This window comes from Pseudomonas sp. ERMR1:02, from assembly GCF_002277815.1.
GTDB lineage: Bacteria > Pseudomonadota > Gammaproteobacteria > Pseudomonadales > Pseudomonadaceae > Aquipseudomonas.
On the sequence record NZ_NKJI01000017.1, the window covers coordinates 74011 to 94643 of the forward strand.

14 protein-coding genes and 4 pseudogenes are annotated in these 20633 nt (G+C 60.4%); 14 read left to right on the forward strand and 4 right to left on the reverse strand.

The genetic code is table 11. From position 1 onward, the window contains the following. Positions 1 to 2 precede the first annotated feature (2 nt). From CES87_RS24600 to CES87_RS34535, 13 genes and pseudogenes are all read left to right on the forward strand, one after another. Positions 3 to 1595, forward strand: a complete 1593-nt coding sequence (locus CES87_RS24600) for a Wzz/FepE/Etk N-terminal domain-containing protein (protein ID WP_128608148.1) — start codon at positions 3 to 5, stop codon at positions 1593 to 1595. Next, positions 1580 to 2692, forward strand: a complete 1113-nt coding sequence (locus CES87_RS24605; protein ID WP_371858261.1) for a glycosyltransferase family 4 protein — start codon at positions 1580 to 1582, stop codon at positions 2690 to 2692. Before CES87_RS24600 ends, CES87_RS24605 begins: the two co-directional genes overlap by 16 nt. Continuing rightward, the gene (locus CES87_RS24610) at positions 2689 to 4056 is read left to right on the forward strand and encodes an O-antigen ligase (RefSeq protein ID WP_128608150.1); all 1368 of its coding nucleotides are present in this window, start codon (positions 2689 to 2691) and stop codon (positions 4054 to 4056) included. The genes CES87_RS24605 and CES87_RS24610 overlap by 4 nt, the downstream gene beginning before the upstream one ends. Then, a pseudogene (locus CES87_RS24615) lies at positions 4053 to 5020 on the forward strand (glycosyltransferase family 2 protein). Before CES87_RS24610 ends, CES87_RS24615 begins: the two are co-directional and overlap by 4 nt. Further along, on the forward strand, positions 5013 to 6170 hold the full coding sequence (locus CES87_RS24620; RefSeq protein WP_128608151.1) for a glycosyltransferase: 1158 nt from the start codon (positions 5013 to 5015) through the stop codon (positions 6168 to 6170). The pseudogene CES87_RS24615 and the gene CES87_RS24620 overlap by 8 nt, the downstream one beginning before the upstream one ends. Further along, a pseudogene (locus tag CES87_RS24625) lies at positions 6145 to 7160 on the forward strand (polysaccharide deacetylase family protein). Before CES87_RS24620 ends, CES87_RS24625 begins: the two are co-directional and overlap by 26 nt. After that, complete coding sequence (locus CES87_RS24630; protein WP_128608152.1) at positions 7157 to 8461, forward strand: lipopolysaccharide biosynthesis protein; 1305 nt, start codon at positions 7157 to 7159, stop codon at positions 8459 to 8461. The pseudogene CES87_RS24625 and the gene CES87_RS24630 overlap by 4 nt, the downstream one beginning before the upstream one ends. Then, positions 8458 to 10376 (forward strand): annotated as a pseudogene (locus CES87_RS24635) (hypothetical protein). The gene CES87_RS24630 and the pseudogene CES87_RS24635 overlap by 4 nt, the downstream one beginning before the upstream one ends. A gap of 86 nt (positions 10377 to 10462) precedes the next feature. Next, the gene (locus CES87_RS24640) at positions 10463 to 11152 is read left to right on the forward strand and encodes an N-acetyltransferase (protein WP_128608153.1); all 690 of its coding nucleotides are present in this window, start codon (positions 10463 to 10465) and stop codon (positions 11150 to 11152) included. Between the two features lie 4 nt (positions 11153 to 11156). After that, positions 11157 to 12380, forward strand: a complete 1224-nt coding sequence (locus CES87_RS24645; RefSeq protein WP_128608154.1) for a GNAT family N-acetyltransferase — start codon at positions 11157 to 11159, stop codon at positions 12378 to 12380. Next, complete coding sequence (locus CES87_RS24650; RefSeq protein WP_128608155.1) at positions 12352 to 13146, forward strand: carbohydrate deacetylase; 795 nt, start codon at positions 12352 to 12354, stop codon at positions 13144 to 13146. Before CES87_RS24645 ends, CES87_RS24650 begins: the two co-directional genes overlap by 29 nt. A gap of 343 nt (positions 13147 to 13489) precedes the next feature. Then, positions 13490 to 14677: a GNAT family N-acetyltransferase gene (locus CES87_RS24655; protein ID WP_128608156.1), complete on the forward strand. Its 1188-nt coding sequence runs from the start codon at positions 13490 to 13492 to the stop codon at positions 14675 to 14677. 54 nt (positions 14678 to 14731) lie between these two features. Next, a pseudogene (locus tag CES87_RS34535) lies at positions 14732 to 14800 on the forward strand (N-acetyltransferase); the annotation flags it as partial. A gap of 180 nt (positions 14801 to 14980) precedes the next feature. Here CES87_RS34535 and CES87_RS24665 read toward each other — a convergent pair. Continuing rightward, positions 14981 to 15787 (reverse strand): bifunctional 2-polyprenyl-6-hydroxyphenol methylase/3-demethylubiquinol 3-O-methyltransferase UbiG, encoded by an 807-nt coding sequence (locus CES87_RS24665; protein ID WP_128608157.1) that lies wholly within the window; start codon positions 15785 to 15787, stop codon positions 14981 to 14983. A gap of 218 nt (positions 15788 to 16005) precedes the next feature. Here CES87_RS24665 and CES87_RS24670 point away from each other — a divergent pair, with 218 nt between their 5' ends. Further along, positions 16006 to 16386: a hypothetical protein gene (locus CES87_RS24670; RefSeq protein ID WP_128608158.1), complete on the forward strand. Its 381-nt coding sequence runs from the start codon at positions 16006 to 16008 to the stop codon at positions 16384 to 16386. Positions 16387 to 16498: 112 nt separating this feature from the next. Here CES87_RS24670 and CES87_RS24675 read toward each other — a convergent pair whose 3' ends face one another. The 3 genes from CES87_RS24675 to CES87_RS24685 form a co-directional block, all read right to left on the reverse strand. Beyond that, complete coding sequence (locus tag CES87_RS24675) at positions 16499 to 17929, reverse strand: sigma-54 dependent transcriptional regulator (RefSeq protein ID WP_128608159.1); 1431 nt, start codon at positions 17927 to 17929, stop codon at positions 16499 to 16501. Then, positions 17898 to 19391, reverse strand: a complete 1494-nt coding sequence (locus CES87_RS24680) for an ATP-binding protein (protein ID WP_128608160.1) — start codon at positions 19389 to 19391, stop codon at positions 17898 to 17900. Before CES87_RS24680 ends, CES87_RS24675 begins: the two co-directional genes overlap by 32 nt. Before the next feature lie 101 nt (positions 19392 to 19492). Further along, entirely contained in the window at positions 19493 to 20620 is a 1128-nt protein-coding gene (locus tag CES87_RS24685) for an SCO family protein (RefSeq protein WP_256591070.1), read from the reverse strand. Between the last annotated feature and the right edge of the window lie 13 nt (positions 20621 to 20633).

Sequence of the window (20633 nt, forward strand, 5' to 3'; positions counted from 1 at the left end):
ACATGAATCCAAAGGAAAACTACCTGCACGAGTTCTTCAGGATATTCTTCGCCAACAAGCAATTGGTGAAGCGCGTATTCCTGATCTTTGCAGTGATCGCCCTGGTCTTGCCGCTGATGCTCAAACAGAGCTTCGATATCACCGCGCAAGTGATCGTGCAGTCGAAAAAACTCTCCCAAGGTGATGCGACCACGTCGCTGAACCAGGAAAACGCGACCTTCATTCCACCGTCACTGGCCGACATGGAAACCGAGAGCAATATCCTGCGCTCACCGGCATTGATTCGCCAGACCATCAGTGAACTGCAGGACAAGGGTGAATACACCCGTGCACCCGGCGTGTTCAACAAACTGCTGACCTTGCCGTTCAGGCACTACATCAGCACGCCGCTGCGCGAAAAAGTAATCAACCCGCTGCGTAACGTACTGGGCCTGGAAACCGATCCGGTACGCGATACCGCGCTCGACAGCTTGACCCAACAGGCCATCACTAGCTTGAAGATTGAAACCCTGCCGGGCTCCAACGTAATCTCGATCATCTACAGCTTCCCCGATCCGGCCCAGGGCACCAAGTTTGTCGCGACGCTGCTGCAAAACTACCTGGTCAGCCGTCAGGCACTGCAATCGATCGACCTGCCGCAGAGCTTCTACGAAACCAAGAAGATGCAATATGAAGTGCGCCTCGATGGACTGGAAGGCAACCGGCAGGCGTTACTCGGAGCGGTCGGTTCATCCGATCCCAAGGAAGAAATCACCTTCCGCCTCAACGCCATCAACACCGAGGAGCAAGCGCTTAACCTGTACCGCGATCGCCTGCTGCAAAGCCAACGCTGGCTCGACTACCTGAAAACCAGCCTGGCTGCCGCCAAAGACTCCAAGCTCAATGACTACACCTTCCCCTACACCTTCACCACTACCGTGGACAACGTCGCCTTCGAAGATCACGAGATCAAACAAATGGGTGAGGCGCTGACCACCCAGGTCAGTCGCTACATGAACGACCTGGCGATCTTCCAGCCAGGCAGTGAGCCGATGCTGTTGACCCGCGAGCAAATCACCCGCTCCCGCCAGCAGTTCCTCAAGGTGGTCAGCAACCGGATTCAGGAACGCACCAACGACCTGGCGATTGTCAGCTCGGTCATCGACCAGAAGAAGGCGCGCATCGCCGAGTTCAAGAACCGCATCCGCCAGTTGCAGGAAACCCAGAGCAAGCTGCGGCAGATGGACACCGAGATCAACGCCTTGCACGCGGCTTTCTCCACCTACGCCCAGCGCTTTGCCGAAAGCAGCACCGCCCGCACGCTGGACAACGACCTGTCCAACGCCCGGGTCCTGAGCCCACCGTTCGAACCGACCGAAGCCGCGTTCCCCAAACCGCTGCTGATCATTCCATTCGGCCTGTTCACTGGTTTGCTGCTGGCGATTGCCCTGGTCTATGTGCGTGAGTTCTTCGACCACCGCTTCAAACACCCGGCGCAAATTACCCACGAACTGGGCCTGCCAGTGCTGTTGGTGATCAACGAACAGAACGTGGAACCGGGCAATCCGCACAAGAATTGGGGCGTACCGAGCCTGGTACATTGGGTGCGCAATTGAACACGCCACTGCCATCGCGACACAGCAGATCGCTGCCGATCATTCACTTGCTCAGCAGCGGTGGGTTCTACGGAGCCGAGCGGATGCTGCTCGACCATTGCCTGGCGACGCCGGGGCAACATCAGGTTCTGTTGCTCGATGCACCGTACGAGTTGCTCGCTCGGTTTCGCGAGGCCGGGGTGGACTGTCGCGGCTGCACTGGGCTGGGGGCGTTGCTGGCGCATTTGCGCCAGCGGCGGGCCGAGCGGCCGCTGATCAACACGCACAACTTCAAGGGCCTGTTGTTCGGTTGGGTCGGCGCAACCCTGTTGCGCCTGCCGCTGGTGATTACCCAGCATGGCTTCACCCCGCGCAGTCGCAAGCAGAAATTCTACACGTGGCTGAGCCTGCAACTGTGCCGTACCGCCTCAGTGACGCGGGTGGTGTGCGTCGCCGAGAGCATTGCCACGCTGTGCCGTCAGGCCAGCGTGCGGGCCGAAAAATTGCAAGTGATCCCCAACGGCCTGCCGGCCACCAACGATCTGCAGCCACAGACCATTGGGCGGCAACGCTGGCTGGCCGGATACGTCGGGCGCCTGAGCAGTGAAAAAGGTCCGGATCTGTTTCTCGATGCACTGATTGCGCTGTGCCAACAGTACCCGCAACTGGACGCCGTGATGCTCGGCGACGGCCCGGAGCGGGACAGCCTGTTGACGCGAATCAACGACGCCGGGTTGCAGCAACGCATCAGCCTGCCGGGCTACCAGACCGACATGCGTCCCTGGTGGCGGCAACTCGACGCGCTGGTGATCAGCTCCCGCACCGAAGGCACGCCAATGATTTTGCTCGAAGCCATGCAGGCCGGGGTGCCGGTGGTGGCGTTTGGCGTCGGCGGTATTCCCGATGTGCTGGAGGACCGGCACAACGGCCTGCTGGCGACACCCGCCGACAGCGCCGCCCTCGCCGGGCAGATCGGCAGCTTGCTGCGTGACCCGACCCTGGGGCGCGAACTAAGCGACAACGCAAGACGTACGCAACTGGATCGCTACGACCTCAAGGCCCTGGCCGAACGCTGGTCGCAGCTTTATATCCGTACTGCACGGGAGGCACGCACATGATTTTCCCGCTCTCGATCGTCAGTCTGCTCGGCCTGGTCTGCCTTGCATTGCTAGCCAGTCCCTATCCATTTCTGGCGCCGGGAGCGGTGGTGGGCCTGGTCGGTATCGCGGTGCTGTACCGCAAACCGGCCTGGGGCCTGCTGGGGATCGCGGCGCTCGTGCCGTTCGAAGGTTTATTCAAGGGCAACGCATTGTCGGGGACCAAGTTCGTCGGTGCTTCACTGGCGCTGATCCTGATGCTGCAACTGGCCATGCACCAGATTCCGTCCGAGCGGTTGCGCAGCAATATCTGGCGCTACCTGATCTGGTTCATGGCACTTTACCTGCTGAGCCTGTTGAACACCGATGACATGGGCAGGTCGCTTGAGCATCTGCGAGAGCTGAGCGTCGGCCTGATTCTGTTTGTGATCACCCTGCTGATCGGTCGCGAGTTGAACCTCGACATGTTCGCCCGGCTGGTGACAGTCAGCGTCAGCATGACCTGCGTACTGGCGATGTTTTCCAGCAAATATCAGGACCAGGGCCGCGCTGCCGGCCTGCTGGAAGACCCGAACGCTTTTGCCATGCTGATCGCCTTCGCCGTACCGATGGCCCTGCTGCTGGTGATCCGCAACCCGAATTGGTTGCAACGCTTGTTCTGGCTGGGTTGCTCCATGTTGTTGCTGGCCGGAATGACCAAGACCGAATCCCGATCGGGGCTGGTGGTGTTGGTCCTGAGCCTGATGATTGGCCTGTGGCACTACCGCGCGCACTTGCCGCGCATCCGTCCGCGTCACCTGGGTTTTGCCATGCTCGGTATGGCGATCGTGATACCGCTGGGCATTTATGCGATGCCGCACGGTTATGTCGAACGTATCCAGTCCTTGAGCATCTTGAAATCGGGGGCAAAGGCCAAGGATGAGTCCCTCGGCCGTCGTGCCTCATACATCGTGGTCGGCAGCCAGATGATCCGCGAGAACCCGTTGCTGGGTACCGGCCCCGGCACGTTCCCGCTGCACTACGCCAGCTCCGGTTATTCCAAGGTGTTTTCCGCCAACCGAAAAATCGGCGACCTGTACCGCGAAGCCCACAACACCTACCTGGAAATTTTCAGTGAACTGGGGATTCCCGCCGGCCTGTTGTTCGTCGGCATGCTGGCGCTGGGCTTGTACAACCTGATGTGTGCCCGGCGAGCCTGGATGCAGCGCCGTAACTGGGAGCAGGCCGACCTGATGACGCACCTGAGCATGAGTATTCTGTCACTGACGCTATTTTTGATGTTCCTCAGCGCGCCGAATCAAAAGTTCGTGTGGATCATGCTCGCCTTGACCAGCGTCCTGCGTTTGAAAGCCGAAGAAAGTCCAATCCTGGAGGCCAAGGCATGAGCCAGATCAGTATCGTTATCCCGATGCTCAACGAAGCCCCGCATATCGCCAGGACCCTGCTGGCCGCGCAACACGCCGCCGATGCCGCCGGGCTCGAATGCGAGCTGATCGTAGTCGACAATGGCTCCGACGATCGCGGCCCCCAGATTGCCGATCAATGCGGGGCGCACGTGTTGCTCGAGCCCGGCCTGCTGATTGGTGCGCTGCGCAATCGCGGGGCGGCCATCGCGACCGGGGAATGGTTGGCCTTTGTCGATGCCGACATTGAAGTGCCCGAAGACTGGCTGACGCTGCTGGTGAAGATCGAGACGGCGGTGCAGGTCGATGTTCTTGGACTGGACCTGCATACACCGGCCCAAGCGCCTTGGTACGCGGCGGCCTGGCAGCGCCGCACCTTGCGCCCGAGTGCGCAGACGGTTCAATCGGTGCAATGGCTGCCCAGTTCCAACCTGCTGATGCGGCGTACCTGGTTCAGCAAGATCGGCGGTTTTGACGAAACCCTGCGCACTGGCGAAGACAAGGACTTCTCCATGCGCCTGGCCGCCGCGGGCGCCCGTCTGCTCTCGGTCAACCAGAGCATCGCCTTGCATTGGGGATATGAAGGCAGCTGGCGCGAATGGATGGGCAAGGAATTCTGGCGTCAGGGCAGTCACCTGCAGCTACTGCACAGCAATGGAATGACCCTGCGTTTGCTGCGCTTTCCGATCTTGTCGGTGGCCGCGTGGGTGCTGGATTTGCAACGATGTTCACCTTGGCCAACGGTCAGTTTCATCTGGCGGCCATGCTATTTCTGCTGACCAGTCTGCCGGCGCTTGTCTTGAGCCTGCGCCAGAGCATCAAGCACCGCGACATCGGTCTGACTCTGCAACTGTGGGGCCTGCATTGGGTGCGTTTGCACCTGACCGGCGCCGCATTCCTTCTCAGTCTGTGGCATTGCAACACCAGGAGGCCCGCCCGTGGCTGAATTCATTTTCTGGTTGTGCCTGTTGTTGCCGGTCTATGCCTACCTCGGCTACCCGCTACTGCTGACCTTGCTGGCGCCGTTTTTTCCGGCGCTGCGTCACGGGCAGGCAGCGCCGCTGGACGTGAGCATCGTCATCGCCGCGCACAACGAAGCGCGGCACATAGAAGAGAAACTGCGCACGGTGCTGGCCCAGGATTATCAGGCGCGCTCGTTGCAAATCATTCTGGCCAGCGACGGCTCGACCGACGACACCGTGACCTGTGCGCGCAAGGTCATTGATCCACGCATCAGCGTGCTTGATTTGCCGCGCCAGGGTAAGGCCGCAACCTTGAACGCCGGTGCCGCACTCAGCACTGGCGAGATTCTGGTGTTCACCGATGCCGACAACCAATGGTCCACCGATACGCTTGGTCACCTGCTGGCACCCTTGGCAGACCCAGCGGTAGGCGCCTGTGCCGGGCACATGCTGATCCCCGTGACCGGCAAAGGCTTGAGCATCGGCGACAGCCTTTATCGGCATTACGAAGGCTGGCTGCGCAAGGTGGAAAATCGCACGGGCTGCATGGTCGCCGCCGATGGCGCCCTGCTCGCCCTGCGCCGCGAGTTGTTCCAGAACGTGCCGGCGCAGGTCAACGATGACTTCTTTATCAGCACCTGCGCGCCGGTAGCGTTCAAACGCATAGTCTTTGTGCCGCAAGCGCAGGTGATCGACCGGGGCGTGGATGAAGCAGACAAGCAATTTCGCCGTCGTCAACGCGTCACTGTCGGCGGACTGCAAAGCCTGGCGCAGCGCCGCGAACTGCTCAATCCGCTGAAACATGGCCTGTATGCGATTGCGCTGATCAGTCATAAGTTGATCCGGCGTCTGGCGCCGATCCTGTTGCTGCCGCTGCTGCTGAGCAGTTTATGGCTGTGGAACGCCCATGGTTTTTATCGCCTGAGCCTGATCGCACAGTTGCTCGGCTACGCGGTGGCCATCACCGGACTGCTGGATTCGCAACACCGTTTGCCCAAACCCTTTCGCCTCGCCGCGTTCCTTCTGGTGACGCTTGCCGGGATGAGCATCGGGCTGTGGCAGTTCCTGCGCGGCCAGCGATACGCCCAATGGAATCCTGAGCAAATCGATGAGAGGAGCGTGCCATGGCGATAAACAATTATTAAAACGCACCAGCGGCTGGCTGTACCTCAATTCACCGGTAGGGCGCCAGCAACTGCATGGCGCCGGAGTGATCCTGATGCTGCACCGGGTGCTGTCCAACGACCGCGCCGCCGACCTGCCCCATCGCAATGAACTGTGCGTGGGACCCAAGGCTTTTGAACACCTGCTGGCCTGGTTGAAAAAACACTTCGACTGCGTGCCGTTGATGGAGATCCTGCAACCGGGAAGCCTCAGGTCGCAGCGGCCGAAAGTGACACTGACCTTTGACGACGGCTGGCGCGACAACGCGTTGAATGCGTTCCCGCTGCTGCAAAATACCAGGTGCCGGCGAGCATTTTTCTGTCCACGGATTTCATTGGCAGCCGTCAGCGCTTCTGGTGGGAAAGCATCGGCGAAACCCTGTGGAACAGCCACGGTGAAAAGGCGCGCATGCATTTGATCGAATGCTTGCATCAGATCGGTCGCCCGTTGCCGGTGCTATGCGATGAACCGGACGTGCAGCGACGCAGCCTGGCGCTGCTGCACTTTCTGCAAAACCTGAAAACCTTGTCCCCTCTGGACCTTAATCGCTTGACCGACGAATGCCCGCAGGATTCCCTGCCACAGGCGTTGGACTGGCAGCAGGTGCGCACGCTGGAATCTTCTGGCATGGTGCGCTTCGGCCCCCACGGGGCCAGCCATTCGATCCTCACCGGACTCGACGATCAACACCTTGATGAAGAACTGAGCCGCAGTCGCCAGGCACTTCTGAACGGCTGCAACCGGCCGCTGCCGGTCTATTGCTACCCCAATGGCGACAGCGATGCACGGGTGCGGCAACACGTGGCCGACCACCATTTTCCGTTTGCCCTGGGCACCGGCACCGGGATTTATCGCAGCACCGACGATCCGCTGGCCTTGCCACGCTTCGGCGTCAGCCAGCGTACCGCGCGCAATCCCGAGTTGCTGTCCTGGCGCATCTACCGCGGGGCACGGCCATGAGTCGCAGCAGTTACCTCAAGCACCTGGCCCTGAGCATGGGCACCAAACTGGCGATGATCGGCCTGCGCCTGATGCGCAACGTATTGCTGGCGCGGATTCTCGGGCCCAGTGAGCGCGGCCTGTTTGCCTTGCTCAGCACCCTGCCGGATCTGATCAGTGCCGCCACCAGCGGCGGATTGAATTCGGCGGTGGGTTACCAGGCGGCCAAGCAACGGCCCATGGGGTTGTTGCTCAGTCAGGTGCTGGTGTTCGGTTGTCTGCTGGCAGGCATTCTGACCTTGCTGGTGGTGGCGCTGACCCGCGAATTCGGCAGTGAACTGGATATCACCATGCAACTGGGCTTGCTCGCCTGGTTGTTGCTGTTAGCGGTGCCATTGACCGTACTCAAGAGCGGGCTGCTGACCTTGCACAACGCCTCGGGCGGTGTGGTGGCATTCAATGCCTTGCGCCTGATCGAGTCGCTGACGCCGTTGCTGCTGTTCCTCGCGTTGTTCTGGATGTGGAAAAGCGCCGCCCTGCAAGCGGCATTGATCAGTTGGCTGGCGGGCATCAGCCTGGTGGTGCTGGTCGGTTGGCTGTGGCTCAAACGCGGTCAACCGCTGACGTTGCAATGGGACCGCGCCAGCCAGAATGAACTGCTGCGCTACAGCGCCCGCAGCCATCCGGACCTGCTGTTCCAGCAAGTGATTCTGCGCTCCGATTATCTGTTCATCGGTGCCCTGCTCGGCAGTACCGCGCTAGGTCTCTACGCCATGGCCAGCGCCGCCGCAGAGTTGCTGCTGATCGTCCCGGAAGCGGTGACCACACCCTTGATGAAGCGCCTGCTGCAACAGGAAGAAGGCATCGAAAAAGTCACGCCGCTGGCCCTGCGCCTCACAGCCACGGTGATGCTCGGCGCGTGCCTGACCTTGGCGGTGATCGGCGAATGGTTGATCGTCACACTGTTCGGGATCGCCTATCAGCCGGCCTACCCAGCTTTGCTGGCGCTGCTGCCGGGCCTGCTCGGGTTGAACTACTCAAGCATCCTGCGCCTGGATCTGCTGGGCAAGAACCGACCTGGCTCGATTTCGCTGCTGATGGGCCTCGGCGCCTTGCTCAATCTGGCGTTGAACCTGTTGCTGATTCCGACCCACGGCATCGTCGGTGCGGCGGCGGCCTCGTCCATCGCCTACCTGGCGGTGACCATCGCGTTGCTGGTGATGTATTGCCGTTTGAGCCGGGTGCCGTTTTGGCAAACCCTTATCATCCTGCCCAGCGACCTGGCACCGATGGTTCAAATGCTGCAACGGAAGTCGGCATGAAGTACTTCGCGCTGGCGGTGAGCCTGAGCCTGTCGCTCGGCGCTTACGCCGGGCAGATGCGCTGGACCGACATCCGCGACGGCAGCCTGTACCTGCAAGCGGATCGCCCTGACACCGTGACCGTGCGCTGGGTGCCGGCCTGGCAGGCGGATGCCAACGAAGAACGCCTGTACCTGCTGGACGGCCAAGGCAAACTCGAGGGCGAACGGGTGATTGCCGCCCAGGAAACCAGCGGCAGCCAAAGCTGGCCGTTGGCGCCGGGCGCCAGCCATTATCGATTGGAGATCCCCGGCTACAGCTTTCGCCGTTACCAGGTCGAGCACGACGAACGCACGGTGGCGCTGTTCGCCCCGGCAAAGGTGCATTTCAGCGCTCAGACCCGCGACGGCGATGAGCTGTATTTCAAAGTCGCGGCGGGCGAACATGCGGTGTTGGCCGGCAAGTTCCACGGCGGAGTCGGCGCTTTGCAGGCCCAACGCGTGGGCGACGGCAAACAGCTGTCGCTGGCCCTCAACCCTATAGCGCCTATTGGCAGTTCGATCAGGTCGCGTTACCCGTCGCCAGTACCGATCAGGTCTGGCGCCTGCATTTGCAGGGCAGCGGCAAAGCGGCGTTCTGGCTCGACGGCACGGCCAACCTGTTTGCGCAGAATCCGCGGCAGCTAAAACCCCTGCGAGAAGATGACGGCCAGACCCAGCTGACCTTGCACAAGCAAATCCTCGGCAACACGCCGAGCCTGGGCATCGCCCTGCCCTACGCGATGCCGCCGCCCTCAAGTTATGCCGTATTTGATGCGCTCAAGCCACAGGCCGGCGGTTACTACAGCTTCGTCGACATCACCGCGAAGCGACCGCACTACGAAGACGCTTTCCGCCAGCTGTACCAGGACCGCTTCGGCATCACCCAGGACATCACGTTGCTGGCCGGCACTCAGCGTCAGGCCGATCTGCGAGCCGATGCCACAGGTAACGCCGGCCTCGACGCCTGGCTCGCCGCGACTCGCGCTCTGGGCGGCAAAGGCACACATTACATCGGGTTTGCCGATGAGCCGAACCTCAACTATCCGGACTACGCCAACTATCAAAGCATTTTTAATAGCATGGTCCGGCAGGTCCGCAGCAACCCCGACAATGCCAAGGCTGGCGTGCGCATCGCCATGCCGGCCAGCTCGCGACTGATCAACGGCCCGTTCACCGACAACGCTGCCGACAAACGCGGCATCGACTGGGCCCGGCGTTTACTGAAGGAATCCGGCGACCAGGTCGATGCGCTGGCCTGGCACGAATGGATGGTCCGCGACCTGCTGGCGACCCGGGTTTATCGCGACAGCGTGCGCCGCGCCGCCGACCTCGTTGGGCTCGACGCCAACGGTCGGCCGCGCAAGGCCTTGCTGCTGGACCAGACCAATATGTCCAGCGGCTCAAGCCTGAGCCCTTACGATCAGGAGACCCACTTCGCCTCGATGTGGTGGGCCTCGGTAGTCATCAACTCGTCCCAGGACGGCTTGCTGGAGATGCTCAACTGGTTCCTGGCCGGCGATGAACCCGGATACCCCAAGGGCATGTTTCGCGTCTATGGTGACGAGCGTTTCGAACTCAAACCGGTCGGCCTGGCCCAGCAGTTTATCCAGCAACACTGGCTGCACAGTGTGATGCAACTGGACAACGATGCGTTCGAGGTTGACGTGCTGGCCATGGCCGAGGACCCCAAGCGCGGCCTGCTGGGGGTCAACAAGGGCTCGCGCCTGCAGCATGTGAACCTAAGCGGCGCCGCGTGCCCGTTGGCCAACGGCTCATTGCGCTACTTTGGTGCCGATAACCGTAGCCGCGACGCACCTTTCAACTGCCACGACGGCCGCGTGACCTTCGAACTGCCCGGACAAACTTTGTTCGCCCTCAGCTGGAGCACCTCGTGACCGCCGCTCGATTGTTTGGCCGCGCTGGCATTTCGCCGCGCGCTGGATCACTCCACTTGCGGGTCTACCCGTCAGGAGCCAACATCATGAGTGTGTTGCAGAAACTCATTACCCACATCAAACAAAAAGGACTGCGCGCCACCGGCAAAAAAGTGTGGAATCACTACGTGTTTTACCATGAGGAACTGTTGTGGATGGAGCGCGACCTGGTCAGCCCGGTGCCGCCGAATAAACTCAGGCCCTACCCGCCGCTGCGCCTGGAAACCATCACCCCGGAGAACACCGTGGCGTTCACTCGTCACTTCGGCGAGCGCGTCGAAACCATGGCCGAGCTGGCTCGCGAGGGCCATACCGGGCATATGTACCTGGATGAAAAAGGCGATGCGGTGGCCTTCATCTGGGGCAGCGCGCGCGACTACCACGACCATCATTACTACGGCTGCTGGTTCCCGGTGAAGGAAGGCGAGTTCTTCGAATTCGCCGGTGAACAAATCCGGGCTTACTGGGGCACCCTGCTGTCCCTGGATTTTCAGCTGAACCTTTGGAAGGCCATGCAGGCTCAAGGCTGCAACAAAGTGGTGGATGTCTGTGAGTCCCACAATATCCCGGCCCTCAAGCTGCACATTCGCATGGGATATAACGAACAGGGACGAATCATGAACGTCTACAAACTGTTTGGCCGCCGGCGCTTCTACCGCGAAACCCGCTACACCGGCTCGCGCCTGGATGCCTTGCGCAAACCGGCACATCCACCCATTACTGCTTCGGTGGCCTGACCCTATGACCGTGCGATTTGAATGGCGTACCTCGCTGTGCGCCGCAGACTTTCCCGCAGCGGCCTATGAAGCGCTGCGGCTGCGAGTGATGGACCACACGCCGTTCAACGCGCTGGCCTGGTTGTCTGCATCCGAACAGGCACTGACCGCCGGCGAGCGTCTACACGTTCTGCTGGGCTGGCAAGGCTATGAACTGGTGCTGTGTCTACCCCTGGTGGCATCCGTCGAGCGTTTCGGCGGACTGCCGTTTCGAGTACTTCATCACTTGGGCTACCCCCTCGCCGACCGCCTCGCGCTCCTGGCTTGCCTGGACGCCGCGAACATGCGCAAGGCGTTGATCGAGATTCGCCGTCGACTGCCCCATGCCCTGCTGCAACTCAATGAATTGTCCGAGCCGGTCGGCGCCGAAAGCGCGCTGACCGAATGGATGACCCATAGCTCCACCGCTGAACGTCGCCTCAGTTGTCGCACGCCCGTGCACCGGATCAGCGACGCCGATCGCCAGGAAGTCAGCGGTGATCCGCGCTACAAACTGCGCCGGGCACGCAAACGCATCGCCGCGTGTGGCGCCGAAGTCCGCCGTATTACCCCCGACGCCTCGACCATGGGGCCGCTGCTCAAGGTCATCAGCGAAGTCGAAGCGGTAAGCTGGAAAGGCGATGAAGGCGTAGGGATTTTTACCGATGAGCATCACCGACAATGGATGGATCGCGCCTTCACCGACCTCGCAGCCCTTGGCCTGGTGCGCGTGGTTGTGCTGGAACTGGACGGGCGCTGCATCAGTTATCGCCTCGGCTTACTGGAACAGGGACGGCTGTACGACTACAACCTGGCGTTCCTGCCGCAATACGCCGACCTGGGCAGCGGCCGGGTGCTGCTTGAAGAATGGATTCGCTGGGGCCTGGACGATAACTGGCGCTGGATCGATGCGTCGCGCGTGAGTCTGGAAAACTCCAGCCATCAACTGCATGAACGCATGACCGGGCAACTGCAACACTGGCGCTGGAGTTTCTATTCCTGGCGCCCCGATGGCCTGGCCTTGGGGCTGGCCTTGCGATTCTGGCAACGGTTCAAACCGTTATTGCAGCAGTGGCGGGCCAAGCGTAAAGCTGCGGCCGTTGCCCCTGCATCCGTCGCGGCGCCCGTAGCGCCCGTACCCAAGCCGCCTGCCCCCAGCGAAAAACTCATGGAGCGCCAACATGCCTCGCCAAGTCATAGTCAGCGCTAACAATTTCGGCCTCAGTGCCTGTGAAAACGCGGTGATTCTGGGGGCGTTCCAGGCCGGAATCATCAGTTCCGCCACCGCCATGGCCAACATGCCGGCCTTCGAAGCGGCCTGCGCCCTGGCCCTCCACCCGTTGCTGGAGGGACGCATCGGGCTGCACTTCAATCTCACCTACGGCCACCCGGTGAGCCGGCGCATTCTCACCCGCCGGACCTTCTGCAACAGTGCCGGCGTATTGGACCTCAACCTGTCCCGCACGCGCCTCTGGCTCGGCCATCAAGATCGCCTCGCGGTAGAGGAAGAACTCGAAGCCCAATGGCAATGCTGCCTCGATAACGGTGTGCGCCCCAGCCATCTGGACTCCCATCAACACGTGCACAACATCTGGCCCATCGGCGAGATCGTCGCGCGCTTCGCCGCCCGCCAGGGTGTTCCCGTGCGGCTGGCGCGCAATCTGGGGCAAAACCTGAGCCTGCCCAAACGCGTGTTCAAAGAGTTGCTCAATCGCCGTTTGAACAGACTGGCCGGGGCCACCGCCGACTACGTGTGCACCCCGGTGGATTTGCGCAACGCCGCGCCACCTACCGACGGTTTGCTGGAAATCGTCGCCCATCCCAACCAGCTCGGCGCCGATTTTGGCGATGCCTATCTGAATCAGGGCGAGTCCTTGAGCGCGCTGCTGGAGCTGCGTTTGCCGGGGATACCGAGGGTTGCCTACAGCGTGGCCGGCAACACTACCGAACGGCGTGCAGAGGCAGTTACGCAATGAATCGTCAGACATTTCGCGGCCAAAGATGTGCAGAGCCGGGGTTATGCCCAGATAACGGAAAATTCGGACATTCACTCTAACCTGTTGTTTTTGCAAGGGCGGCCGGATGACCCATTTTTCTGCATTTCAAAGCGGCCCGCTTGAGCCGTTGCTATAGTCCTGCGAGGCCGACGTGAAGGTTGTCGGGGCAGCATGACCGACTCCGAAGTGAAGAGAGTCGCTGGCAACCCTGAACTGGGTGAGCAGTATTCACGCGACGCAGTATTCCCCTTGTGACTGGATCATTTCACTGCTGGGGTGGAGGGAGCTTTGCCCTTGCAGGGCAGGAGGCAGGAGGCAGGAAATGATTATCGAGAAAACCTACGACGTTAGCTCCGCTGTGCCGCAGTGCGCCGACTACCACATCGAGGTCGTTCGCTCGTTGGCGGATGCCGAGCCCTATATCGAAGCCTGGGAGGCGCTGGCCAAGGCCGCTGTGGAACCCAACGTGTTCTACTCGCCCTGGGCCTTGCTGTCGGCCCTCGAGCACTTGGTAGGCAACAAGCGCTTCGTGCTGTTGTTCATTCTCAGACCGACCGAGCGAACGATGCGGCCCGGGTTTGTGATTGATGGTTTTTTCCCGCTGTTCGAGCCCGGCGCATGTGCCCTTTTGCCCTTGTCGGAGGCCAGAATGGTCCGCCATCGTTATTGCTTTTCAGTGGCGCCCCTGTTGCGCAGCGGTCACGAGAGCGGGGTGATGCGCTCTTTCGTGCGCTGGTTACACAGGCATCGAAAGCGCTACCCGCTTTTGCGGATGCGCGATGCGCCTGCCGATGGCCCACTGGCCGATGCCCTACGCGGGGCGCTGCGCGAGGAAGGGCGGCGCTTCCATGAGGGCGCTCACTGGCAGCGAGCGCTGATGAGGCTGGGCGACGATGCCGAGTGCTATCTGGAGCGGGCGCTGTCGTCCAAGGAACGCAGAGAGTACCGCCGCCGACGTAACCGCCTGGCCGAGTTGGGCGACTTACGTATTCGTGTACTGCAACCCTGCGGCGAGGACTTGGCGGCCTGGCTCGCGGCGTTCGTCAAACTCGAGATGAAGGGCTGGAAAGGTGAGTCGCAATCGGCTTTGGGTAGCCGCCCGGAATCGCGCCGCTATTTCGAGGCAGTCGCCAGCGCCGCGTATGCCCGCGGTCAGCTGATGATGCTCGAAATGTCCCTCGATGGCCGGCCGTTGGCGATGCTCTGCGACTTCCTCGCCCCGCCGGCTGCTTTTGCCTTCAAGATCGCGTTCGATGAGGACTACGCCAAATATTCGCCTGGCGCACTCCTCATCCTCGAGTACATCCACCGGCGTAACGAACTCGAGGAGCGCGGCATCGAGTGGATGGACTCCTGCTCGAACCCAGATAGCGTCTTGATCAATCACCTATGGCTGGAGCGCAAGCCGCTATGCACCTACATGCTCAGCAGCGGTTCGCCGCTGGCCGATCTCTGGGTCAGCCTCTATCCCTATGCGAAACGCCTGAAGGACTGGCTGAAAAGGCGCTAGTCAGGCAGGCCGTCAGCCGATTTGGCGGTGCCGCCCTGGCGCCCGCCCCGCAGCGTCTGCGAAACCCACAACATCCCGGCCCTGAAACTGCACATCCGCGTGGGCTACCACGAACAGGGGCGGCCGGTAGTGACGGCGGCGGCGCAGGCCTGATTCCAGGTTGTACTTGATAGACCGTGTCGTCTCCTTCGCGGGCAAGCCTCGCTCCTACAGGGTTTGTGTCGTTCACATACATGGCGGACGATACAACTCCTGTAGGAGCGAGGCTTGCCCGCGAAGGCGCCAGTTCAGGCAATACCTCACTCACCCCTTCTGCGCCACCAACGTAAAACACATCGGCAACTGCGCCTCTTGCCGTTGGTAACGGTCATAGAGTTCCTCACGGTTGGAATGCGGGTATTCCTTGAAGTGGCGGATGTTCAGCCCCGCCGCCAGGGCGCCGCTGAAGATCGCGCCCAGGGTGTGGACGAACCAGTATGACGGCGCGGCCTGTTGTTCAATTTTACCCTCATAGACGATCGGCTCGGTCTGCACAAAAGGTTCGCTGTGAAAATATGAACTGGCCAGGGCGTAGGGGTCGGCGGTTTCGGGATCGAACATTTCCAGGAACGGATGGGTTTCGTACACCACCAGCGCACCACCCGGCTTCAGTGCTTGCGCCACATGCTGGAAGAACTCACCGATGTCCGGCATCCAGTTCAATACGCCAATAGTAATCAGCGCCACGTCGAAGCGGCCCTGCAACTCAAGTGGCAAGTGGTGAATGTCGGCCTCGATGAATTCGGGCGCATGGGGTGAGCGTGACGCCAGCTCCCGCGCCTGGTCGAGAAATGCCACGGACTGGTCGACGCCGACCACATGCCTGGCACCCAGGGCAAACAGCGAAAGGCTTTCTCGGCCGTTGTTGCAGCCCAGCTGCACAACATCCTTGCCACCGACACCGACCTCGCTCAGTACCCCGGTCAAGGTGTCATCCAGGCAAGAAAAACCCCTGCGAGCCACAGCGTTCAAGAGAACCTGCCATTCAGGGCTGTCTTTGTGGTGGCGGGCGGAGTCATTCCAGGCATCGCGGTTGCTGGCGATGGCTTTTTCTTTTGTCGGCATTTCCATTTGCACGCGTCCATATCGAATGTTTGACGCATGACTGTAGCCTGTAGGAGCGAGCTTGCTCGCGATGTATTAAAGAGCGCCGCGTTTGTCCTGCAACCCCGCGTTATCGTTAACGACTTTCGCGAGCAAGCTCGCTCCTACAAGTCGCGTTTAGTCAGGGAACGCTATAGTTAATGGCCTTGGGGATATACGCGAAAACCGAAGTCGCAGGTGTTGCCATGAACAATATTGAACAGACGCTGTTGCTTGCCATTTTCCTGACCGCCACCTGTGCACAGGCCGATGACAGCCTGATGCAAACCGAGCAGTCGAGCAGTGAATTCAGTTACTACGCAGGTGACCAACCCTTCGCCCACCCTGCCCCTCCCTCTCTGAGCACCGTGCCGCCGGGGTCGTACATTCCAACATCGCCCCACACGTTCACCCCGGTTTCAAGCGAACACGTGTTTTATGACTCCCGCTTGCCAACGGTGGCCGATGCCACCGTTCGCGTTTTCATTCGCACCTACGATGAGGAGCGCGGCGTCTACGTGAACCAGGAAGTCCTCGACCCCACGTGCATGCTGTCCTGCCTGAGAGCTCCAGGCCCAGCGCTGTAAATCTGTAGGAGCAAGCTTGCTCGCGATGGCGGCGTGTCAGGCAAAAAGTTTTTTATTGAAAGATCGCCATCGCGAGCAAGCTTTGCTCCTACAGAAGAGTGCAAGTGCATTCCTACCATTGCCGTTTGTCCGGGCGTGCAAGGCCGAGTTTTTCGATCCGGTAACGCAGCATGTCACGGCTCAAGCCCAGCAGCCGCGCGGACTTGGTGACGTTCCAGTCGGTCTTGTCGAGCATCTTGCGCACCATATCGCGTTCGACTTCCGGCAGGTTCATCGACTCGGTGCCGTTGTAGGCCGCACGCAGCTCGCTGGTTGGTATCTCATGCTGAAACAGCGGCGGCTCATCCACCAGACTCATGCAGACGTTCAGCTGATGGGCGGCGACGATGTCGTTTTGTGCCAGCAACACGGTTTGCTCCAGCATGTTGCGCAGTTCGCGCACGTTGCCCGGCCAACTGTAATTGAGCAGCAATTCTTCGGCCTGATCGCTGAAGCGCAAGTGCGGCTTGCCATAACGTTTGCCGTGGGCCCCCAGAAAGTGCCGGGCCAGCAACAGAATGTCTTCACCGCGGGCATACAGGCGCGGCACTTTGATCGAGATGATGCGCAGGCGGAAAAACAGGTCGCGGCGGAACTTGCCCTGCTGGACCATTTGTTCGAGGTTGCAGTTGGTGGCGCTGATCACCCGCAGATCGACTTTACGCTCCTTGACTGACCCGACCCGGCGAATGGTCCGGTCTTCCAGCAGTTTCAGCAGTTTGGCCTGCAACAGCAGATCCATTTCCCCTACTTCATCGAGAAACAGCGTGCCACCATCGGCGGCTTCCACGAGCCCGACGCGACGATCCTTGGCGTCGGTAAAGGCGCCCTTTTCATGACCGAACAGCTCCGACTCCACCAGGTTGGAAGGAATCGAGGCACAGTTGAATTCTATGAACGGTCCCTTGGCGCGCGGACCATCGAAATGCAGGGCACGGGCCACCAGTTCCTTGCCGGTGCCGGTCTCGCCTTCCACCAATACCGGAGGCAGGTCGGTGTTGGCCATCCGGCGCTCGGCATCGAGTAACTGAGCAATGGTGCCTTTGAGGTAAACCATCGGCCCCGATTCGCCGATCAGTGCCTGCACGCCGGATTTCTGCGCTTCACGGTCCTGATAGAACGACAGCGTGCGCTCCATACGGTCGGTGGCCAGGGCCTTGTCCAGCAGCAATTTCAGCTCCGGCAGCGCCACCGGTTTAGTCACGTAATGGAATGCGCCTTCTTTCATTGCGACCACGGCGTCTTCGACGTTGCCGTAGCCGGTCATCATGATCACCTTCAGATCCGGCGCGCTGATGCGCAGCTTCTGGATCAGGTCATGGCCACTCATGCCGGGCAACGAGTTGTCGGTCAGCACCACATCAGGAACGAAGGCCTTCAATTGCTCCAGTGCGTCTTCAGCCGAATGGCAGACTGTCACCTCGAAGTCCTTGCGCTCAAGGTACGTCTGAATATTCTCGGCAAGAAGCTCATCATCCTCGACCAGCAGTACGCTGTGTTCCATATTCCCCTCCCGTTGCCACTTTAAAATTCAAGCAAACGCGGGTTCCTTCCTGCTCCTGGCTGGTCAGTTCGACCGAGCCTTCGAAACGCTCCATTATTCTTTTGACCAGAGCCAGACCTACGCCCAGCCCTCCTTGCTTGGTGGTGAAGAACGGCTTGAAGACCATTTGTTGTTGCTGCTTGGTCATGCCCTTGCCGGTGTCATTGAGAACCATGCTCACCTGCCCGGATGCCGGTATTTCAATATCGATACTCAACACGCCGCCCGTGGGCATGGCTTCCAGCGCGTTTGAAAACAGGCTATTGAGTATTTGCGTCAGCAGCACCTGTTGGCTGACGACCGGTGGAACGCTTTTGGGTGTGAAGCGCACTTCGACTTTCGAGCGCTTGATCAACGGTTCGAAGGCCCCCAGGGTGTCGTCGATGGCCAGCACCAGATCGACGTTTTCATAATCGTCATTCACCGGCCGCAACGACACCAGCAACTCGCGCACCCAGCGTGACATGCGATCGACCTGACTGATGATGTCACCGATGTTTTTCTGCGCGTTCTGGCTGGCGATTTCCTGGGCCAGTTCGGCGCTTGAGCGGATGTTCGCCAGCGGATTGCGCAGGCTGTGGGCGACCGCCGAGGACATCTCGCCCAAGGCGACGAACGTTTCGTTGGCCACCAGTTGTTTTTGCTGACTCTGCAACAGCATGGCCGCCCGCCGCACGATCCAGAACAGCCCCAGGTAGATCATCGCCCCGCCAAGCAGGGTCGCCAGCCAGATCGCCTTGAACCCGCGCTGGATGCGTTCCACCAGATCTATCGGTTCCTTGTAGATCTCCACCATGGCGATCACTTTGCTTCTGTCGGCGTTGAACATCGGGATGTAGTTCTCGATGAACAGGTATTGGGGTTCTCGCAGCAACCGTTGCTCAGACTTTCCTTCATCGACTTCGTGGTAACTGGTAGACACCGCTTCCTTCATTTCGAAGGACTCATCCAGCTCCTCGTCGCCCTCAATGCGCACGCCGATCAGCTCGGGGTTGGTTGACCAGACCACCGTGCGATCGAGGGCGTATACGGTTGCCAGCAGAATGTCCGGCAGGTGTTCCACATGATCGAGAAACTCGTTACGCGCGTTGGCACGGGACGCTGGATTGACATCGGGGTAGGCGTCGTCCTTACGCGGGTCGAGCATCTCACCCATGGTTCTGTTCGGGTTTATCGAGGCGTGGCGAATTTCGGCATCGCCAATGGCTTGAATGAATTGCGCGGTCAGCATCGAGTCGCGCTCGATGCTCTCTTCAACCACGAAGCGCGTGGAAATGTAGCCCAGTCCCAGCGCCACGGCGGCGATGATGAAGAAGCTCGCCAGGGAGAACCAGCGCACCAGATTGAACGGCGGTCGCCAATCCTTGCCTTCTGCTGCCGGTGTATTCGACGCAGATATTTTTTGTCCTTCCAGTGTCTGCATGGGACTGTCCTGGTCGCTTGTCATCAAGCCTTTTCAGCCGTGTTTCGGATCAGTGTAGGTGGCATTGATCGCAACGTCTGAGCAATGAAAGTATTTCGCCACTATTGCACCTGTGTCTGCCCTTGAGAGCTGCCGGGACCAGCGATTGCGTGATGGTGTTCGGGCTCTTCGTTGCCGGCGGCCAAAGGGCTGACCGGCGGATGTTGGCGATCGGTTTCCTCCTGGAGAAAATCGATGATCGACTGTGCGGACTTCTCATCCATGCGTAGATTGGGCATCGAAATCCTGTCGAAGCGTTCGAACATCTCCACGGCGATCGGGTCTTTTTCCGCAAGCATGCGGTCCGGCTCACGGATCCAGCGGCTAAGCCACGCCGGATCGCGTTGCCGGGTCACGCCGATCAGGTCCGGGCCGATGCTGCGCAGGCCGATGCCCTGCCCGTCCAGTGGACCGAGGCTGTGACACGAAGCGCAACGGGTGCGAAACAGTTCTTCGCCGTTGCTCGGCGGACGAATTTCGGGGGCATTGGCATAGCTTTCGCCAATGCTCGGCTGTTTCCAGTTTTGCAAGGTATTGGCCAGTTGATCGGCCAGAATCCACGGGTTCTCGAAGGGTGAGGCTTTCATCCAGCGACCGGTTTGCTGGTTGCCGACGATCAGGCTCAGGTTGTGGTCTTTGTTGCGGCCGTTGTCGACGCCTTCGATGAACAATCCGAGCTTCTGTCGCAACTCGGTGACATCGGCAAATTCCCCGGTGAGGAATTGCCAACCAGGCCCGACCTGGAACCGTTGCGAATAGGCCTTGAGCACCGCGGGGGTATCGCTCAAGGGATCGATGCTGATCGAGTAGAAAAAGATGTCCTTGCCGACCCGGTCGCCGAGCAATTTCTGCACCTGACGCAGGCGCGCGGTTTCCAGCGGGCAAGAGTCGCTGCAGGAGGTGAAGATGAAGTTGATCACCACCACCTTGCCCTTGATCAGGTCATCGAAAAAATGCACCTGCTTGCCGTCCTGGTCGGTCAGCAGGGTATTGGGGAAATAGTCGCCACCCCACGGGGTGGCGGAGTCGGCTATAGCCGCTTGTGTAGGTGTGAGCGCAGGTTCGGGTGTGGGTACGGGTGCCGACGGTGCCTGATTGGCGACCAGCAGCCGGCTGGCCAGCAGGCAGGTCACCAATACGAGCACCAGATGCATGCCCAAGGCTCTTGATCTCGGAGTATTCAACTTCATGTCGACACCCTCC